Source organism: Bradyrhizobium sp. P5_C12 (genome assembly GCF_054049735.1).
Genome location: NZ_JBFULU010000050.1, coordinates 1 through 15,574, shown reverse-complemented (window position 1 = coordinate 15,574; position 15,574 = coordinate 1). Strand labels below are relative to the sequence as shown.

The following is a 15,574-nucleotide window of genomic DNA, read 5'->3' as shown; positions in this document are numbered from 1 at the left end:
ATTCTCTGTCCGCGCGGCATGCATTTTATTGCGGGGCCGCTTATGAGATAAGCCAGAAAGAATTCATTAATTCATGAGCTTTGCCTATGAATGTCACCTTGCGGCAGCTACGGGCCTTCAGCGCCGTGTACCGGACGCGCAGCATCACGCGGGCCGCGCGCGAGCTGGGGATCACGCAATCGGCGGCGAGCCTGCTGATCCAACAGCTCGAGATCCAGCTCGGCGTAAAATTGTTCGACCGCTCTACGCGTTCGGTGCAGCCGACGCTGGCAGCCGACGAGGCCTTTCGTGCCGCCGAACGCATGCTGAGCGATGCGCTGGGACTGTCACGGCGCATGCGTGACCTCGCGCAAGCGCGCACCGGCCGCGTCGCTTTTGTCGCCTCCGCCGGCGCCGCATCGGCGCTGCTGCCCCTGGTGCTGGCGAAATTCCGCGCGGCCCATCCCGACATCGAAATCGACATGCGCGACGTCGCCGCCGACGATCTCGTTCCGCGCCTGATCGCAACCGATGCGGAGTTCGCGATCGGCAGCGTGGAGGGTGAATTCGCGGAGATGACGATCGAGACGCTGATCCATGGACGGCTGAGTGTCATCGGCCGCCGCACCGCCGACTTCGCCGCGCGGCGTTCCCTCACATGGGACGAGCTGGCGCAGCTCCCGACGATCGCGATGCGGCGCGAGACACGGATCCGCATGCAGATCGACCAGGCGCTGGGCGCGCAAGGCAAGCGCCTCTCGCCGACCTATGAAGTGACGCTGATCAACACCGCACTCGCCATGACGGCGCAGGGACTGGGGCTTGCCATCCTTCCCGCCACGATGCTGCCGGCCGATCAGTTTCCAACACTGATCGCAAGACCTCTGGTGCGCCCAGCCATCACCCGTCCGGTGTCACTGCTGCAGCGTCAGGGCCGAACGCTATCGCCGGCCGCGCAGGCCTTTGTCACGACAGCGCGGACGGTACTTGCGCAGCAATCGGGGCGGGCGTCTTAAGCAGGAACCGGGGCAGACAAAGGATAATGGCGGAGAGGGAGGGATTCGAACCCCCGATAGGCTTGCACCTATGCCGCATTTCGAGTGCGGTGCATTCAACCACTCTGCCACCTCTCCTGAAGGCGCCATATTAGGAGCAGGGCCCCTGTGGTTGGGGGCGTTAATAGGCGAGGATGGCGGGCCAGACAAGGCGCGAAAGGGGAAAATCCGCTGCCTCTTTCATCCCCATCCCAGCCTTCGGAAGGAACTGCCATGGAGCATCTGACGATCAAGGCCAATGGCGCCGATTTCCATCTGGTCCGCTCTGGCCAAGGCAAACCGCTGCTTTTGCTGCATGGTTGGCCCGAATTCTGGCTGACCTGGGAGCCGGTGATGGACCGGCTGGCCGATCGCTTCACGCTGATCGCGCCAGATCTGCGCGGCTTTGGCGACAGCGACAAGCCATCCGGCCCATTTGGGGCGGACGGTCATGCGGCGGACATGCTGGCGCTGATGGACGGGCTCGGCGTCAGCCGATTCGGCGTCGTCGGCCACGATGTCGGCGGCGCTGTGATGCAGCCCCTGGCCCGCCTGGCGCCGGAGCGGATCCCCGGTCTGTTCTTCTTCGATTTCGTCTATCCCGGCATCGGGCCGCGCATGGCGGCACCCGACCGGCTCAACCACATCTGGTACCAGTCCTTCCACCAGATGGAGATGGCCGTGCGGCTCGTCGGCGCAAGCCGCGAAAACTGCCGGCTGTATATCGGTCACTTCCTGAAAGGCTGGGCGCACCGAAAGAACGCCTTCGATGATGTCCTCGACGCCTTCGCCGACAATTTCTTCAAGGACGGCAATCTCGCCGGCGGCTTTGCGTATTATCGCGCCGCGCATGCCGGGCGTGTCGCGATGATCAAGGGCGAAGCTCCACAGCTGCCGCCGATCGACGTGCCGACCTGCGTGCGCTGGGCCGAGCACGATCCGCTGTTTCCCTATGCGTGGACCGACCGGCTCGGCGAGACGTTCAGCGCGCTCGATCTCGCGATGTTTCCCGGCGCCGGCCACTTCCCACATCGGGAAAATCCCGACCACGCGGCCGCAGAGATCGCGGCGTTCTTTCAGCGCATCGACTGGAGTTGAGTCCGAGTAAGGGGTGGGACCGCCAGACGCGGTAAACACTGGCGGTCCCGTGCCGCTCATTGAAATACTGGCCAGGAAGGGCGGCTTCGCTGGCCAGGTGAGGCGACAAATTCGACCGTACCGGGTGCCCCATGCACCGCAACGCAATCCGTCCCTTAACCTAACCAGTCAAGGTTACTCCTTGTCAGACTTAGCCTTTTTCTTCCCATTCTCGGTAGAATCACGGTCTTTCCCATTGTCCTTGCGGCGGTTGGTGAAGCGCGCGTTGCCGAGCCCGGTGCCGATGGTGAGCACGCCCCAGCGCTCGACATCCTGCATGAACGGTATCTCGGAGAGGCCCTGAACCACGCCGTCATTGTGCATCAGGATCGCGGTGTCGTGCGCGCCGATCTGCGGGATGCCTTCGATCAGGCTCGCCGGCAGGTTGAACTTGCTGCTCTCCCAATTGCCCGGCAGGTTCTGCGCACCCTTCTCGATCGAGCCGTCCGCGTTGATCACGCCGGGACAGGCGATGCCGATGAAGGGCGCGAGCTTGAAGCCCTCGTTTTCGGCCTCGGTGATCAGCCCTTTCAGCATTTTCGTGAGCCGCTTCACCGCGCCTTCGCGCGTCGGCTCGTCATCGGCGTGACGCCACAGCTCGGACTTCCAGACGCCCGCTTTCGAGAGGTCCCTGGCCTTCTTCCAGCGCGTCTCGACCACGCCGCAGCGGATGTTGGTGCCGCCGATATCGACGGCGAGGATGCTGTCATGGGCCTCGAAGATCCAGGACGGCGCCAGATGCAGCGCGCCTAGCAGGCCGGCCTCGTCCGGATGATGGCGGATCGGCCGCATGTCGACCTTGAGATCCTCGGACCTCAGGATGATCTCGGTGCGGGCAATCGCGAGCTCGCCGAGCCGGGAATCGCGAAACCCGCCGCCGACCACGATGCGCTCGGTCTTGGCCCAGGCCTTGGTCTTCAGGAAGCGCCGCGTGACATAGGCAAGCTCCTGGGCGAACTCCTCGATCGCGCTGTGGACCAGCGCGGACGCCTCGGTGTCGTCGCCGACCAGGATGGCATCCAGGGTCTTCTTGCTGATCTCGTCCGACGGCTCGTCGCCGAAGGGATCCTCGCCGGATTTGCGCAAGGGTTTGCGCCAGCGATCGAGCATGTCCCGGAATGCGCCCTTGCTGGCGCGATCACCGAGGAAGCCGTCCTCGTCCTTGATCTCGATGTTGAAGCTGTCGACATCGACCGACGGCAGCCGGCCCGCACCGTGCTGCGCGATGCCCGTCGTGGCGACCAGTTCGTCCGTTGCCATGGGTGCCCTTGCCCGCTTGCGAAATCTTGGGGACAACGGCGCGGGAACCCGTTGGTTGCAAAGCCGGCGGAGAATCGGCTGACGGGCGGGCGGGCGCCAAATCCTTCAAATCCGGGCCTTTTTCGGCGGTTTTCCTTGACTTGCGGCGTCCGGCGGCTATAAGTCCCACACCCGGCGCGGGGCGTTTCTCGCGCCGCTTGTTTTTGCGTGGGTTTTCAAAGGGATAACTCCCGCCCGCACAAAACTCGCATGAACCCATAGCGACTGACAAAAAGCCGGCCCGGACAAACTGTCGCGAGGCCGGGATTGAACACGAAGGAAGAAAACGATGTTCGCAGTCATCAAAACCGGCGGCCGGCAGTACCGCGTCGTTCCGGATGATGTCCTGGAAGTAGGCAAGATCGAAGGCGAAGTCGGCTCGATCGTGCAGCTGAATGAAGTTCTGGTGGTCGGCGGCGACACGCCGATCCTGGGCCTGCCGACGGTCGCAGGTGCGTCCGTGGCGGTCGAGGTGCTCGACCACAAGCGTGGCCCCAAGGTCATCGCGTTCAAGAAGCGCCGCCGCAAGAATTCGCGCCGCAAGCGCGGCTACCGCGACGAGATCACGGTGCTGCGCGTCAGCGAGATCCTGACGGACAACGCCAAGCCCACCAAGGGCCCGCGTCCGAAGAAGGAAAAGGTCGCCAAGGACACGGCGACGGACGAAGCCGCCGCATAAATTGATCACGCCAATTCACGAATTGATGCGTGAGAAAATGTGAAATGATTCCGTCAAGGAATTGATCTAGAAATACGCAGGATTTCGGAGACGAGCCATGGCTCACAAAAAAGCAGGCGGTTCATCGCGCAACGGTCGCGATTCAAAGGGCAAGCGCCTTGGCATCAAGGCGTTCGGCGGGGAAGTTGTGATTCCCGGCAACATCATTGCGCGTCAGCGCGGCACCACCTGGCATCCCGGCCTTAATGTCGGCATGGGCACGGACCACACTCTGTTCGCCAAGATCGAGGGTCGTGTCACGTTCCAGGCTAAAGCCAACGGCCGCACATTCGTATCGGTGCTTCCGCTCGCAGAGGCAGCTGAATAGACGGTGGATCAAATTTGGAGTCCGCCGGGTCCTGACCAAACCGGCGGAGTCCACAAATAGGCTCCAGGGGAGGCGGGAAACCGGCCTCCCCTTTCGTTTGACTTAATGACGTTGACGGAGCCGGACATGTTGCAGGATTTTTCGAGCGCGACCTTGCGGGAGGCGAGACCGAGCGTCGTCGCCACCGAACGGCTGACCTTGCGGCGGCCGACACTCGCCGACGTCAGGACCATCGCCCACCTCGCCAATGACCGCCGCATCGCGGAAAACACCCGCCGCCTGCCGCATCCCTATTCGCAAGACGACGCCGTCGCATTCGTCCGCGCCACCGCCGAGCTCGGCAGCGAAACCGTGTTCCTGATCGAGCACGACAGCGGGCCGGTCGGCATGGTCGGCATCGACTGCTCGACGCCCGGCAATGCCGAGCTCGGCTACTGGCTCGGCGTCGAGCATTGGGGCCAGGGCTTCGCGACCGAAGCCGCGCGCGGCGCGATCGATTTCTTCTTCGAGGAGTTCGACGACGACCATCTCTACGCCGGCGCGCGCGTCACCAACCCGGCCTCGCGCAACGTGATCGAGAAGTGCGGCTTCCAGTGGAGCGGCGTCCAGCTGCACCGCTTCCTGGCGCTGGGCTGCTCCACACCCGTCGACTGCTTCCGTCTCTCGCGCGGGGTGTGGGCGTCGCTGAAGAGCTGGAGCAGCGCAAGAAGGGTGCGGTAGGGCGGAGGCGCTGCGTCATTCTCCACCGTCGTCCCGGCGAAGGCCGGGACCCATAACCCCGACTGTTCGTGATGCGAGGATTCCCACTCCGAGTCTTCGCAAAACTACTCCCTGTGGGTATGGGTCCCGGCCTTCGCCGGGACGACGGTGGTAGTTACGCCGGCGGATTGACGTCCACAGTCGCACGGCCGAGATCGCGTTCGCGCAAGTAGATATAGAACCCGGCGCCGATGATGATCGCGGCGCCGACGATGGTGGCCATCGAGGGCACGTCGCCGAACACGACGAAGCCGAAGATCACGGCCCAGACGATCATCGAATATTGATAGGGCACCACGACGCTGGCCGGCGCGAGCTTGAGCGAGCGATTGACGCAGAACAGCGCCGTCACCGAGATGCATCCCGCCAGCGCGAAGATCACGAGGCTGCTCGGCGTCGGCGGCACCCAGTGGAACGCCGACAGGCCGGCACCTAACAGAAAGGTGCCGACGAACTGCGAGGACGCCATCACGATATCGGGCGTCTTGCGCAGGCTGCGCGTGATCAGCATCAGGGTTGCGAACGACAGGCTGCCGCCGAGCGCGATCAGCGCCGGCAGGCTGATCGTCTGCGCCGACGGCCGCAACGCGATCAGGACGCCGCAGAATCCGATCAGGATCGCGGTCCAGCGCCGCCAGCCGACCCGCTCGCCGAGGAAGACCGCCGACATCGCCGTGACGAAGATGGGACCTGCGAGATAATAGGTGATGACGTCGGCAAGCGGCAGATAGACGGTTGCGACGAAAAAAGCCGCCACCTCCAGCGTCGACAACGTCACGCGCAAGAGCTGAAGCCAGGGCCGCTCGAGGCGAAAGAAGTCGTCACGCTGCCGCCAGATCAAGGGCGCGAGCAGCAGCAGCGCCGCACAGGCGCGCAGGAACAGCAGCTGCCCCACCGAATAGGTCGCGACCAGGAACTTGCCCATGGCGTCGCCGAACGAGAACATGAAGATCGACAGCACCATCAGCGCGATGCCGGCCAGCCGCGCCGAGCGGTCGTCATAGGCGGAGAGGTTCTTGAACAATGGCATTGCTGTCGTTCGTGGAAACCCGTCATTGCGAGGAGCTCTTGCGACGAAGCAATCCAGACTGTTTCCGCGGAGGTAGGCTGGATTGCTTCGCTTCGCTCGCAATGACGAGCGGAGAGAGCGTCGAAAACAGGCGACTAGCGTCGCTTGCGGTCGTTTTAATGACGCAGGCAGCCGAGACAAGCCCGCTTCCGCCGAATTGAACGGATTGTCGCACTCTTCGCATCGCGGTAGCGATGAGGCACCGCACCGACGGGAGAGCAGCGCATGACCGACTTCGATCCGACCCAGCACCGCATGATCTCACAGCAACGCTGGTTTGAGGATTTCGCTCTCGGCGAGCGTTTCGTGCTGCCGAGCCGCACCCAGACCTCGGCGGTGTTCGCGGCGTTCCAGACCGCGAGCGGCGACACCCATCCGGTGCATTACGACGTGGAATATTGCCGCACCCGCGGCATGCCGGACCTGCTCGCCCATGGCTTCCAGACGCTGATCCACACCGCGCCCGGCGCGGGCCTGTTCCCGTTCATGGTCGAGGAATCCCTGGTCGGCTTCCTCGAGCAATCGAGCCGGTTCCTCAAGCCCGTGTTCGCCAACGACACCATCTATCCGGCACTCGAGGTCACCGAGCTGGTGCCGGGCCGTTCGACCGGCACGGTGACGCTCACAAGCACCGTGTTCAACCAGCGCAAGGAGCTGGTGCTGGAGGGCACGCAGAAATTCCTGATCCGTAAAAGGCCGGGCTAACGCCACCTCGCGGCGCGAGCGGAAGGGCAGGACAGGCGCGAGCCCGGCGTGAACCGCGGCCGGCAAAGGACCGACAAACAGCCTGCACGACCCGACCGTACAATGATGGCCCGCGATGGCATTGCCCCCGACCTGCTCCGAGACGCTCAAGCATTCGCTCCAGCGTGCGGCGTCGACCGCCCGGGCGCGCGGCCGCGCGCATCCGAACCTGGACGATTTGCTGATCGCCATGATCGACGATGAAGACGCGTCGCCAGTGTTGCTGGCTTGCGGCATCGACTTGGCGCGCCTGCGAAGCGATGTCGAGGCCGCAAGCGCGGCGGATGAGACGGCTGGAAACCCTTCGCGTGGCGCACCGGCTCCACCGGGCCTTGGCCATGTGCTTCAGCTCGCCTTCAACGAGGCCCATCTGTCCGAACGGCAGGTCGTGACCGGCGCCGATATGCTCGTCGAGCTCTTCGCCGAGCCGGTTGGGCGCTTCCTCCAGGCACAGGGCGCCACCCGCTACGACGCCCTGCTTTATTTGAGCCATGGCATCGCCAAGGGCGCCACGGCCGATGTCGAAGCGGATGGTGGCGAGGCGCCTTGGCTCGAGATCGTCCTGCTGAATGACCCCTACACGCCCGCGGAATTTGTGGTGTCGGTTCTTGAAACCGTGTTCCAGATGAGCCGCGACCGCGCCACCGGGATCGTGTTTGCCACCCATGCGCGTCAACGCGGCTCCTGCGGGATCTTTCGCCGAACCGAGGCCGCGGCCTTTAGCGCGAGAATCCAGAGCCTTGCGGCTGCCCGTCAGCATCCGCTGCGCTGCGTGTTGCGGCCGGCCGGCGATACGCCGCCGGCCTGACGGTTTGCGCGGCCCGACGGGCCTCGGACCGACGGCCGTCAAACGGGCGCAAGACCGGGATTTGGGGTTAAGCAAGCACGGAAATTTGCCGATTTTCCTGCTTTTCACGGACAAGTGCGGGTTGCCGCATCCCCGCCCCTGGCCTACCTATGGCCCATGAAATTCCTTGACGAAGCAAAGGTCTATATCCGCTCCGGCGACGGCGGGAACGGCTGCGTGGCGTTCCGCCGCGAAAAATTCATCGAATTCGGCGGTCCCTCCGGCGGCAATGGCGGCCGCGGCGGCAATGTCGTCATCGAGGTCGCCGACGGTCTGAATACGCTGATCGATTACCGCTACCAGCAGCATTTCAAGGCGCAGAAGGGCGAGAACGGCGCCGGCTCGGACCGCCACGGCGCCAACGGCAAGCCGATCACGCTGAAGGTGCCGGTGGGCACGCAGATCTTCGACGAAGACCGCGAGACGCTGATCCACGACTTCACCAATGTCGGCGAAAAATTCGTGCTCGCCGAGGGCGGCAATGGCGGCTTCGGCAACGCGCATTTCAAGTCGTCGACCAACCGCGCGCCGCGCAATGCCAATCCCGGCCAGCCCGGCGAGGAACGCTGGATCTGGCTGCGGCTGAAGCTGATCGCGGATGCCGGCCTGGTCGGCCTGCCCAATGCCGGCAAGTCGACCTTGCTCAGCAAGGTCAGCGCGGCCAAGCCGAAGATCGCCGACTATCCCTTCACGACGCTGCATCCCCAGCTCGGCGTCGTGAACGCTGACGGCCGCGAATTCGTGCTGGCCGACATTCCCGGTCTCATCGAGGGCGCGCATGAAGGCGCGGGCCTCGGCGACCGCTTCCTCGGCCATGTCGAGCGCTGCCGCGTGCTGCTGCATCTCGTCGACGCGACCTGCGAGCACGCCGGCAAGGCCTACAAGACGGTGCGAACGGAGCTCGACGCCTATGGCGGCCTGCTCACCGACAAGATCGAGATCGTCGCGCTGAACAAGATCGACGCGGTCGAGCCGGACGAGTTGAAGAAGCAGAAGGACCGGCTGAAGCGCGCCGCCAAGAAGACGCCGCTGCTGATGTCCGGCGCCACCGGCCAGGGCGTCAAGGAAGCGGTGCGCGCGCTTGCGGATGTGATCGGCGAGAGCCCGGTCTCCGCCAAGGCGAAGAGCGCGGCCGAGGCGGAGCCCTGGTCGGCGTGAACTGAGGCAACGGCACTCTCTCCCCACCGTCGTCCCGGCGAAGGCCGGGACCCATAACCACCGATTTGGCGAAGATTGGTCATTGCCATCTCGCGTCATAACTTCTTCTGAGGAGTATGGGTCCCGGCCTTCGCCGGGACGACGGGGAATGTGCGGCCGCGGGTCGCGCATCCCTTCGGGAGAGGTTGTCTTCGCGCCGTCGATAGCGCAGCATCCAAAGATCAAGAAACGGCAGGGATGACGCATGGCGCGCGCGAAGAACGTTCTCTGGATCATGTGCGACCAGCTTCGCTACGACTATCTCGGCTGCACCGGCCATCCGACCCTGAAGACGCCCAACATCGACGCCTTAGCCAAGCGCGGCGTGCTCTTCACCAAGGCGTACGTGCAATCGCCGATCTGCGGTCCGTCGCGGATGTCGTTCTACACCGGACGCTACATGCGTTCGCACGGTTCGCACTGGAACGGCTGGCCGCTCCGCGTTGGTGAGCCGACGCTCGGCGATCACCTCAAGAGCATCGGCGTGCGCAACGTGCTGGTCGGCAAGACCCACATGGCGCCCGACCTCGAAGGCATGAAGGCGCTCGGCATCCCGCCGGAGTCGATGATCGGCGTGCATGTCGCCGAATGCGGTTTCGAGCCCTATGAGCGCGACGACGGCCTGCACCCCACCGGACGGCCGCGGCCGAAATACGACGAGTATCTGCGCCAGCAGGGATTTGAGGCGACGAACCCCTGGGAGCACTGGGCCAATTCCGGCGCGGCCGACGACGGCAGCTTGCAGAACGGCTGGCTGCTGGTGCACGCCGACAAGGCCGCGCGCGTGCCGGAAGAGCATTCCGAGACGCCCTACATGACGCGGCGGGCGATGGACTTCATCAGCGAGGCCGAGACCGACGGCAAGCCGTGGTGCCTGCATCTGTCCTACATCAAGCCGCACTGGCCCTACATCGCGCCAAAACCCTATGACAGCATGTATTCGACGGCGGACATGATTCCGGCGATCCGCTCCGAGCGCGAGCGGCAAAACCCGCATCCGGTGTTCGGCGCCTATATGGACATGCGCTACTCCCGCAACATGGCGCGCGACGATGCCCGGGAGAAGGTGATCCCGACCTATATGGGCCTGATCACCCAGATCGACGACCAGATGGGCGTGCTGATGAAGTTCCTGGAGGAACGCGGCCTGCTGGAGACCACCATGATCGTGTTCACCTCGGATCATGGCGACTATCTCGGCGATCACTGGATGGGCGAGAAGGATCTGTTCCACGAGCAGTCGGCGAAGATCCCGCTGATCATCATCGATCCATCGAAACAGGCCGACGCCACCCGCGGCACGCACAGCGATGCATTGGTCGAAGGCATCGATCTCGCGCCGACCTTCGTCGATTACTTCGGTGGCAAGGTACCGGGCCACATCCTCGAAGGGCGCTCGCTGCTGCCGCTGCTGCGCGGGCCGACACCGAGCGATTGGCGCAAGGTCGCGTTCTCCGAATACGACTACGCCATGCAGGACGTGCGGCTGAAGCTGAACCAGCCGATCGAGCGCTGCCGCCTGTTCATGGTGTTCGACGGCCGCTGGAAATACATCCACGCCTCCGGCTTCCGTCCGATGCTGTATGATCTCGAGACCGACCCGGAAGAGTTTTTGGATCGCGGCGACGATCCCGAATGCGCTGCTGTCATCACGCGATTGCAGGCAGAGCTGTTCGACTGGGCGCTGCATCCCAACGACCACATCACCACGTCGCGGGAGAAGATCGCGGCCTATGCCGACAACCAGCTCCAGGTGAAGGGCGGCATTTTGATCGGCGTCTGGGACGAGAAGGAGCTGGCGTCGATCAAGGACGGCATCGCGCAGCGCGCGAAGATGTGAGTTGCTCTTCGCCTCTCCCCGCTTGCGGGGAGAGGCCGGATCGCATCGCCAGATGCGATCCGGGTGAGGAGGACTCTCCGCGAGTCCAACTGCCACCGTCCCCGCGGAGACTCCCCCTCACCCCGACCCTCTCCCCGCAAGCGGGGAGAGGGAGAGGGCTTCAATTCTCGATCTTGTACCCCGTCGCCTTCACGATCGGCTGCCAGAACGCAGTATTTGCGGCGAGCTCCTGGGTCAGCCCGTCCGCATTGCTGCCGACCGGGATCAGGCCGATCGCTGTCAGCTTCTCCTTCACCTCGGGCTTGGCGAGCGCGGCGCTCGCGGCCGCGCCGAGCTTGGTCGCAAGCTCGGGCGGACTGCCGGCGGGAAGCCACATGCCGTACCAGGCGTCCGCGACGAGATCGATGCCGCTCTCCCTCAGCGTCGGGACTTCCGGAGCGAACGGCGAACGTTCCGCGCTCGAGGCCGCGATGATCTTCACGCCCTTGGCGCGGTGCTGCGGCAGCGCATCGGCCAATGTCACGATGCCGAACGACAGATGACCGCCGACGAGATCATTGAGGATCGGCGCGCTGCCGCGATAGGGCACGCGGGTCAAGGGAATGCCGAGGTCCTTCTCCAGCTTCGAGCCCATGAAATGCGGAATGGTGCCGTTGCTCGGCACCCCGAACGTCGCCTTGTCGGGATGTGCCTTCAGCCAGGCCACGAACGCCTTGAAATCGGCAGCATCGACCGCCGGGCCAATCACAACGGCGAATTCGAACCGCGCCAGCAGCGACACCGGCATGAAATCCTTCGCCGTGTCGAAGCTCGGAATCGTCTCCACCATCGGCAGCAGGTACATGGTGGGACCGGTCGTCACCAGCACCAGGCTGCCGTCGGGGCTGCCACCCCTGACCGCCTTGATGCCGATCAGGCCATCGCCGCCGGTGCGGTTCTCGACCACGATGGTCCGTTGCAACGCCGGCGCCATCTCTTGCGCAATCAGCCGGCACAGCGTGTCGCCGCCTGCGCCCGCCGCGAACGGAAAGATGATTTTTGTCAATCCGGCCTGCGCTTGCGCCCCGCCCACCTGTGCGACTAGCGGCAGCCCCAGACATCCAGCCATGAATTTGCGGCGATCCATTCGTTTCCTCTTTCAGCCCGTTTTGGTTGCCGGCATTAGAACCGGGCGGACGCCCAAGACAAGCCTTGCCGCCGTTTACCGGGCCTGCCGCCTTGCGCCGGCCATCGTCCTGCTGCAAAAGCAGGCCTTATCGGCGCCGCCTGTCGCGCTCCGCCGCCTTTCGAAGCAGAGCAATTCGCAGCAACGCGCCATGGCCAGCCCCGAACTCAGTCAATTCCGCCGCATCGTCGTCAAGGTCGGCTCCGCGCTGCTGGTCGATTCCGACAAGGGCGAGGTGCGCGCATCCTGGCTCGCCGCGCTCGCCGACGACATGGCCAAGCTGCATCGCGAGGGTCGCGACGTGCTCGTGGTCTCCTCCGGCTCGATCGCGCTCGGCCGCAGCCGGCTCAAGCTGCCGCGCGGCCCGCTGAAGCTCGAGGAGAGCCAGGCCGCGGCCGCCGTCGGCCAGATCGCGCTGGCGCGGATCTGGTCGGAGGTGCTCGGCGCGCACGGCATCGGCGCCGGCCAGATCCTGGTCACGCTCCAGGACACCGAGGAGCGCCGCCGTTACCTCAATGCCCGCTCCACCATCGGCAAGCTGCTGGAGTGGCGCGCGATCCCCGTGATCAACGAGAACGACACGGTCGCCACCAACGAGATTCGCTACGGCGACAATGACCGGCTCGCCGCGCGCGTCGCCACCATGGCGAGCGCCGACCTGCTGGTGCTGCTCTCCGACATCGACGGGCTCTACGACGCCCCGCCGAAGAACAATCCGAACGCAAAACTCATTCCCGTGGTCGACAGCATCTCTTCGGAGATCGAAGCTGTGGCAGGCGATGCCGAGTCTGAGCTGTCGCGCGGCGGCATGCGCACCAAGGTCGAGGCAGCCAAGATCGCCACCACCGGCGGAACGCATATGCTGATCGCCTCCGGCAAGATCGAGCATCCGCTGCAGGCGATCGCCGATGGCGGCCGCTGCACCTGGTTTCTGACGCCGGCCAATCCCATCACGTCGCGAAAGCGCTGGATCGCAGGCTCGCTGGAGTCAAAGGGCACGCTGACCATCGATGCCGGCGCGGTCGCGGCACTGCGCGCCGGCGCCAGCCTGTTGCCGGCGGGCGTGATCAAGGTCGAGGGCCAGTTCGCCCGCGGTGATGCCGTGATCGTGCGCGGCCCCGACGCCAGCGAGATCGGCCGCGGCCTGATCGCCTACGACGCCGAGGACGCCGAGCGGATCAAGGGCCGCTCCTCCCCGGACGTCATGGCCATCCTCGGCATCAGCGGCCGCGCCGAGATGATCCACCGCGACGATCTGGTGGTGGGCGGGTAAACCCTTTGCTCCGTCATTCCGGGATGGTCCGAGGGACCAGACCTCCGAGCGCAATTGCGCTTCGGGGAATCTCGAGATTCCGGGTTCGGTGCTGACGCACCGCCCCGGAATGACGCCCAAGGGAAACATGGTGAGCCCGGCCATGACGTCGCGGCTCGGCCAATGACCTAGTCCGCACGCCGCCGGGAGACCAGCCATACCCTCCCCGCCCTTCGCAAAAGCGGGATTTCCGTGCTAGGACACCGCCTTAGCAGAAGGTTGAAACCGCTATGGCCGCCCCCCTCAAAGCCCTCGACGGCAATGCCGATCTCCAGGCGCTGATGTCCGATCTCGCCAGCCGTGCCCGCGCTGCCGCGCGCGTGCTGGCGCTGGCGCCGCCGGAGCAGAAGAACCGGGCGCTGGAAGCCATGGAGCGGGCGATCCGAGAGCATGCCGCCGCCATCCTCGCCGCCAATGCCGAGGACGTCGCCGAGGCCCGCGCCTCGAGCAACATGACCGCGTCCTTCATCGACCGTTTGACGCTGACGCCCGCGCGCGTCGAGGCGATGGCCGAGGGCATCGGCATCGTGCGCGGCATCGCCGATCCGGTCGGAATCGTCACCGAGAGCTGGCAGCGACCGAACGGCATGACCATCGAGCGCGTTCGCGTGCCGCTCGGCGTCGTCGGCGTGATCTTCGAGAGCCGGCCGAACGTTGCGGCGGATGCCGGCGTGCTGTGCCTGAAATCCGGCAATGCCGTGATCCTGCGCGGCGGCTCCGACAGTTTCCGTTCCTGCCGCGCGATCCATCAATGCCTGGTGCAGGGCCTGCGCGAGGCGGGCCTGCCCGAAGCTGCGATCACGCTGGTGCCGACGCGCGACCGGGCAGCGGTCGGCATGATGTTGTCGGGACTGAACGGCGCCGTCGACGTGATCGTGCCGCGCGGCGGCAAGAGCCTGGTCGCGCGCGTCGAGCAGGAAGCGCGCGTGCCGGTGTTCGCGCATCTCGAAGGCGTCAACCACGTCTATGTCGATGCCAGCGCCGACCTCGCCATGGCGAAGTCGATCGTGCTCAACGCCAAGATGCGGCGCACCGGCGTCTGCGGCGCGGCCGAGACGCTGCTGGTCGATCGCGCCGCTGCTGCGAACAGCCTGAAGCCGCTGGTCGAGATGCTGATCGACGCCGGCTGCGAAGTGCGCGGCGACGACGCCGTGCAGAAGACAGATGCGCGTGTGAAGCCCGCGAGCGAGGACGATTGGGACACCGAATATCTCGACGCGATCATCGCGGCGAAGGTGGTCGACGGCGTCGACGGCGCGATTGCGCACATTCAGAACCACGGCTCGCATCACACCGATGCGATCGTGAGCGAGAATGACGCTGCCGCGAAGAAATTCCTGAGCGAGGTCGATTCCGCGATCGTGCTGCACAACGCCTCGACGCAGTTCGCCGATGGCGGCGAGTTCGGTTTCGGCGCCGAGATCGGCATCGCCACCGGCAGATTCCACGCCCGCGGTCCGGTCGGCGCAGAACAATTGACGAGCTTCAAGTATCGCGTCCACGGCACCGGGCAGACGCGGCCGTAACGTCGCGAGGCGCGGGCATTGAGCAACAAATTCGTCGCGCCGCGCTTCGTGGCGCAGACCATCCCGCCCTACACCGAGGGCATGCGCATCGGCCTGCTCGGCGGCTCGTTCAATCCGCCACATCAGGCCCATCGTGCCATCAGCCAGTTCGCGCTGAAGCGATTGCAGCTCGACCGGGTGTGGTGGCTGGTGACGCCGGGCAATCCGCTGAAGGAGAACGGCGCGCTGCACGCGCTCGGCGAGCGCATGCAGGCCGCGCGCGACGTCGCCAACGATCCCCGGATCGAGGTGAGCTGTCTCGAATCCGTCATCCGTACGCGCTACACTATCGACACCATCAACACCTTGCGCCGCCGCCTCTCGGGCTTGCGCTTTGTCTGGATTATGGGCGCCGATAACCTCGCTCAATTCCATCGTTGGCAGCACTGGCGGCGCATCGCCGACCAGGTGCCGATCGCGGTCATCGATCGCCCGCCGCAGAGCTTTCGCGCCCTCGCCTCTCCCGCCGCCCAGGCGCTAGCCCGCTACCGCCTGCCCGAGAATGAGGCAACCAGGCTTGCGGACCGGCCGGCGCCGGCCTGGGTCTTCCTCACGGGGTTGAAGCTGAACCTCTCCTCAAC

Annotated in this window: 15 protein-coding genes and 1 tRNA gene; 12 read left to right on the top strand and 4 right to left on the bottom strand. The window is 65.1% G+C overall.

Going from position 1 to position 15,574, the window contains the following annotated elements; translation table 11 throughout:
- Window positions 1–86 precede the first annotated feature (86 nt).
- Complete coding sequence (locus tag ACXJMY_RS31375) at window positions 87–995, top strand: LysR family transcriptional regulator (protein WP_456623218.1); 909 nt, start codon at window positions 87–89, stop codon at window positions 993–995.
- A gap of 27 nt (window positions 996–1,022) precedes the next feature.
- Here ACXJMY_RS31375 and ACXJMY_RS31370 read toward each other — a convergent pair.
- Window positions 1,023–1,112 (bottom strand) — tRNA-Ser (locus tag ACXJMY_RS31370).
- A 135-nt stretch (window positions 1,113–1,247) separates the two neighbouring features.
- Here ACXJMY_RS31370 and ACXJMY_RS31365 point away from each other — a divergent pair.
- Window positions 1,248–2,111 (top strand): alpha/beta fold hydrolase, encoded by an 864-nt coding sequence (locus tag ACXJMY_RS31365; protein WP_456623217.1) that lies wholly within the window; start codon window positions 1,248–1,250, stop codon window positions 2,109–2,111.
- A gap of 174 nt (window positions 2,112–2,285) precedes the next feature.
- Here ACXJMY_RS31365 and ACXJMY_RS31360 read toward each other — a convergent pair whose 3' ends face one another.
- Window positions 2,286–3,410 (bottom strand): ROK family protein, encoded by a 1,125-nt coding sequence (locus ACXJMY_RS31360; RefSeq protein ID WP_456623216.1) that lies wholly within the window; start codon window positions 3,408–3,410, stop codon window positions 2,286–2,288.
- 328 nt (window positions 3,411–3,738) lie between these two features.
- Between ACXJMY_RS31360 and rplU the strand changes: the two genes are divergently transcribed.
- The 3 genes from rplU (at window position 3,739) to ACXJMY_RS31345 (ending at window position 5,215) form a co-directional block, all read left to right on the top strand.
- On the top strand, window positions 3,739–4,128 hold the full coding sequence (gene rplU / locus ACXJMY_RS31355; protein WP_456623215.1) for a 50S ribosomal protein L21: 390 nt from the start codon (window positions 3,739–3,741) through the stop codon (window positions 4,126–4,128).
- A gap of 97 nt (window positions 4,129–4,225) precedes the next feature.
- Window positions 4,226–4,495 (top strand): 50S ribosomal protein L27, encoded by a 270-nt coding sequence (rpmA, locus tag ACXJMY_RS31350; RefSeq protein WP_008137923.1) that lies wholly within the window; start codon window positions 4,226–4,228, stop codon window positions 4,493–4,495.
- Window positions 4,496–4,621: 126 nt separating this feature from the next.
- Window positions 4,622–5,215: a GNAT family N-acetyltransferase gene (locus ACXJMY_RS31345; RefSeq protein ID WP_456623214.1), complete on the top strand. Its 594-nt coding sequence runs from the start codon at window positions 4,622–4,624 to the stop codon at window positions 5,213–5,215.
- 154 nt (window positions 5,216–5,369) lie between these two features.
- On the opposite strand, the gene ACXJMY_RS31340 is transcribed toward ACXJMY_RS31345, so the two are convergent.
- Window positions 5,370–6,284 carry a DMT family transporter gene (locus ACXJMY_RS31340; RefSeq protein WP_456623213.1) on the bottom strand — a complete coding sequence of 305 codons (915 nt, stop codon included), beginning with the start codon at window positions 6,282–6,284 and terminating at the stop codon, window positions 5,370–5,372.
- Between the two features lie 264 nt (window positions 6,285–6,548).
- Here ACXJMY_RS31340 and ACXJMY_RS31335 point away from each other — a divergent pair, with 264 nt between their 5' ends.
- From ACXJMY_RS31335 to ACXJMY_RS31320, 4 genes are all read left to right on the top strand, one after another.
- Window positions 6,549–7,028: a MaoC family dehydratase gene (locus ACXJMY_RS31335; RefSeq protein WP_456623212.1), complete on the top strand. Its 480-nt coding sequence runs from the start codon at window positions 6,549–6,551 to the stop codon at window positions 7,026–7,028.
- A 115-nt stretch (window positions 7,029–7,143) separates the two neighbouring features.
- The gene (locus ACXJMY_RS31330; protein ID WP_456623211.1) at window positions 7,144–7,875 is read left to right on the top strand and encodes an ATP-dependent Clp protease adaptor ClpS; all 732 of its coding nucleotides are present in this window, start codon (window positions 7,144–7,146) and stop codon (window positions 7,873–7,875) included.
- 156 nt (window positions 7,876–8,031) lie between these two features.
- Complete coding sequence (obgE, locus tag ACXJMY_RS31325) at window positions 8,032–9,072, top strand: GTPase ObgE (RefSeq protein ID WP_456623210.1); 1,041 nt, start codon at window positions 8,032–8,034, stop codon at window positions 9,070–9,072.
- A gap of 244 nt (window positions 9,073–9,316) precedes the next feature.
- Complete coding sequence (locus ACXJMY_RS31320) at window positions 9,317–10,951, top strand: alkaline phosphatase family protein (RefSeq protein WP_456623209.1); 1,635 nt, start codon at window positions 9,317–9,319, stop codon at window positions 10,949–10,951.
- A 160-nt stretch (window positions 10,952–11,111) separates the two neighbouring features.
- On the opposite strand, the gene ACXJMY_RS31315 is transcribed toward ACXJMY_RS31320, so the two are convergent.
- The gene (locus ACXJMY_RS31315; RefSeq protein WP_456623208.1) at window positions 11,112–12,077 is read right to left on the bottom strand and encodes a Bug family tripartite tricarboxylate transporter substrate binding protein; all 966 of its coding nucleotides are present in this window, start codon (window positions 12,075–12,077) and stop codon (window positions 11,112–11,114) included.
- A gap of 190 nt (window positions 12,078–12,267) precedes the next feature.
- Here ACXJMY_RS31315 and proB point away from each other — a divergent pair, with 190 nt between their 5' ends.
- From proB to ACXJMY_RS31300, 3 genes are all read left to right on the top strand, one after another.
- Complete coding sequence (proB, locus tag ACXJMY_RS31310) at window positions 12,268–13,389, top strand: glutamate 5-kinase (RefSeq protein ID WP_456623207.1); 1,122 nt, start codon at window positions 12,268–12,270, stop codon at window positions 13,387–13,389.
- A 269-nt stretch (window positions 13,390–13,658) separates the two neighbouring features.
- The gene (locus ACXJMY_RS31305; RefSeq protein ID WP_456623206.1) at window positions 13,659–14,954 is read left to right on the top strand and encodes a glutamate-5-semialdehyde dehydrogenase; all 1,296 of its coding nucleotides are present in this window, start codon (window positions 13,659–13,661) and stop codon (window positions 14,952–14,954) included.
- 18 nt (window positions 14,955–14,972) lie between these two features.
- Window positions 14,973–15,574: nicotinate-nucleotide adenylyltransferase (locus ACXJMY_RS31300; RefSeq protein ID WP_456623205.1), on the top strand; the 602-nt coding region annotated here is incomplete at its 3' end.

What these genes read in the sequence shown, in the direction of transcription:
- rpmA (WP_008137923.1), top strand. Translation starts at nt 4,226, where the DNA reads ATGGCTCACAAAAAAGCAGGCGGTTCATCGCGCAACGGTCGCGATTCA.
- proB (WP_456623207.1), top strand. Translation starts at nt 12,268, where the DNA reads ATGGCCAGCCCCGAACTCAGTCAATTCCGCCGCATCGTCGTCAAGGTC.
- rplU (WP_456623215.1), top strand. Translation starts at nt 3,739, where the DNA reads ATGTTCGCAGTCATCAAAACCGGCGGCCGGCAGTACCGCGTCGTTCCG.
- ACXJMY_RS31305 (WP_456623206.1), top strand. Translation starts at nt 13,659, where the DNA reads ATGGCCGCCCCCCTCAAAGCCCTCGACGGCAATGCCGATCTCCAGGCG.
- ACXJMY_RS31315 (WP_456623208.1), bottom strand. Translation starts at nt 12,077, where the DNA reads ATGGATCGCCGCAAATTCATGGCTGGATGTCTGGGGCTGCCGCTAGTC.
- ACXJMY_RS31335 (WP_456623212.1), top strand. Translation starts at nt 6,549, where the DNA reads ATGACCGACTTCGATCCGACCCAGCACCGCATGATCTCACAGCAACGC.
- ACXJMY_RS31345 (WP_456623214.1), top strand. Translation starts at nt 4,622, where the DNA reads ATGTTGCAGGATTTTTCGAGCGCGACCTTGCGGGAGGCGAGACCGAGC.
- obgE (WP_456623210.1), top strand. Translation starts at nt 8,032, where the DNA reads ATGAAATTCCTTGACGAAGCAAAGGTCTATATCCGCTCCGGCGACGGC.
- ACXJMY_RS31330 (WP_456623211.1), top strand. Translation starts at nt 7,144, where the DNA reads ATGGCATTGCCCCCGACCTGCTCCGAGACGCTCAAGCATTCGCTCCAG.
- ACXJMY_RS31340 (WP_456623213.1), bottom strand. Translation starts at nt 6,284, where the DNA reads ATGCCATTGTTCAAGAACCTCTCCGCCTATGACGACCGCTCGGCGCGG.
- ACXJMY_RS31375 (WP_456623218.1), top strand. Translation starts at nt 87, where the DNA reads ATGAATGTCACCTTGCGGCAGCTACGGGCCTTCAGCGCCGTGTACCGG.
- ACXJMY_RS31320 (WP_456623209.1), top strand. Translation starts at nt 9,317, where the DNA reads ATGGCGCGCGCGAAGAACGTTCTCTGGATCATGTGCGACCAGCTTCGC.
- ACXJMY_RS31365 (WP_456623217.1), top strand. Translation starts at nt 1,248, where the DNA reads ATGGAGCATCTGACGATCAAGGCCAATGGCGCCGATTTCCATCTGGTC.
- ACXJMY_RS31360 (WP_456623216.1), bottom strand. Translation starts at nt 3,410, where the DNA reads ATGGCAACGGACGAACTGGTCGCCACGACGGGCATCGCGCAGCACGGT.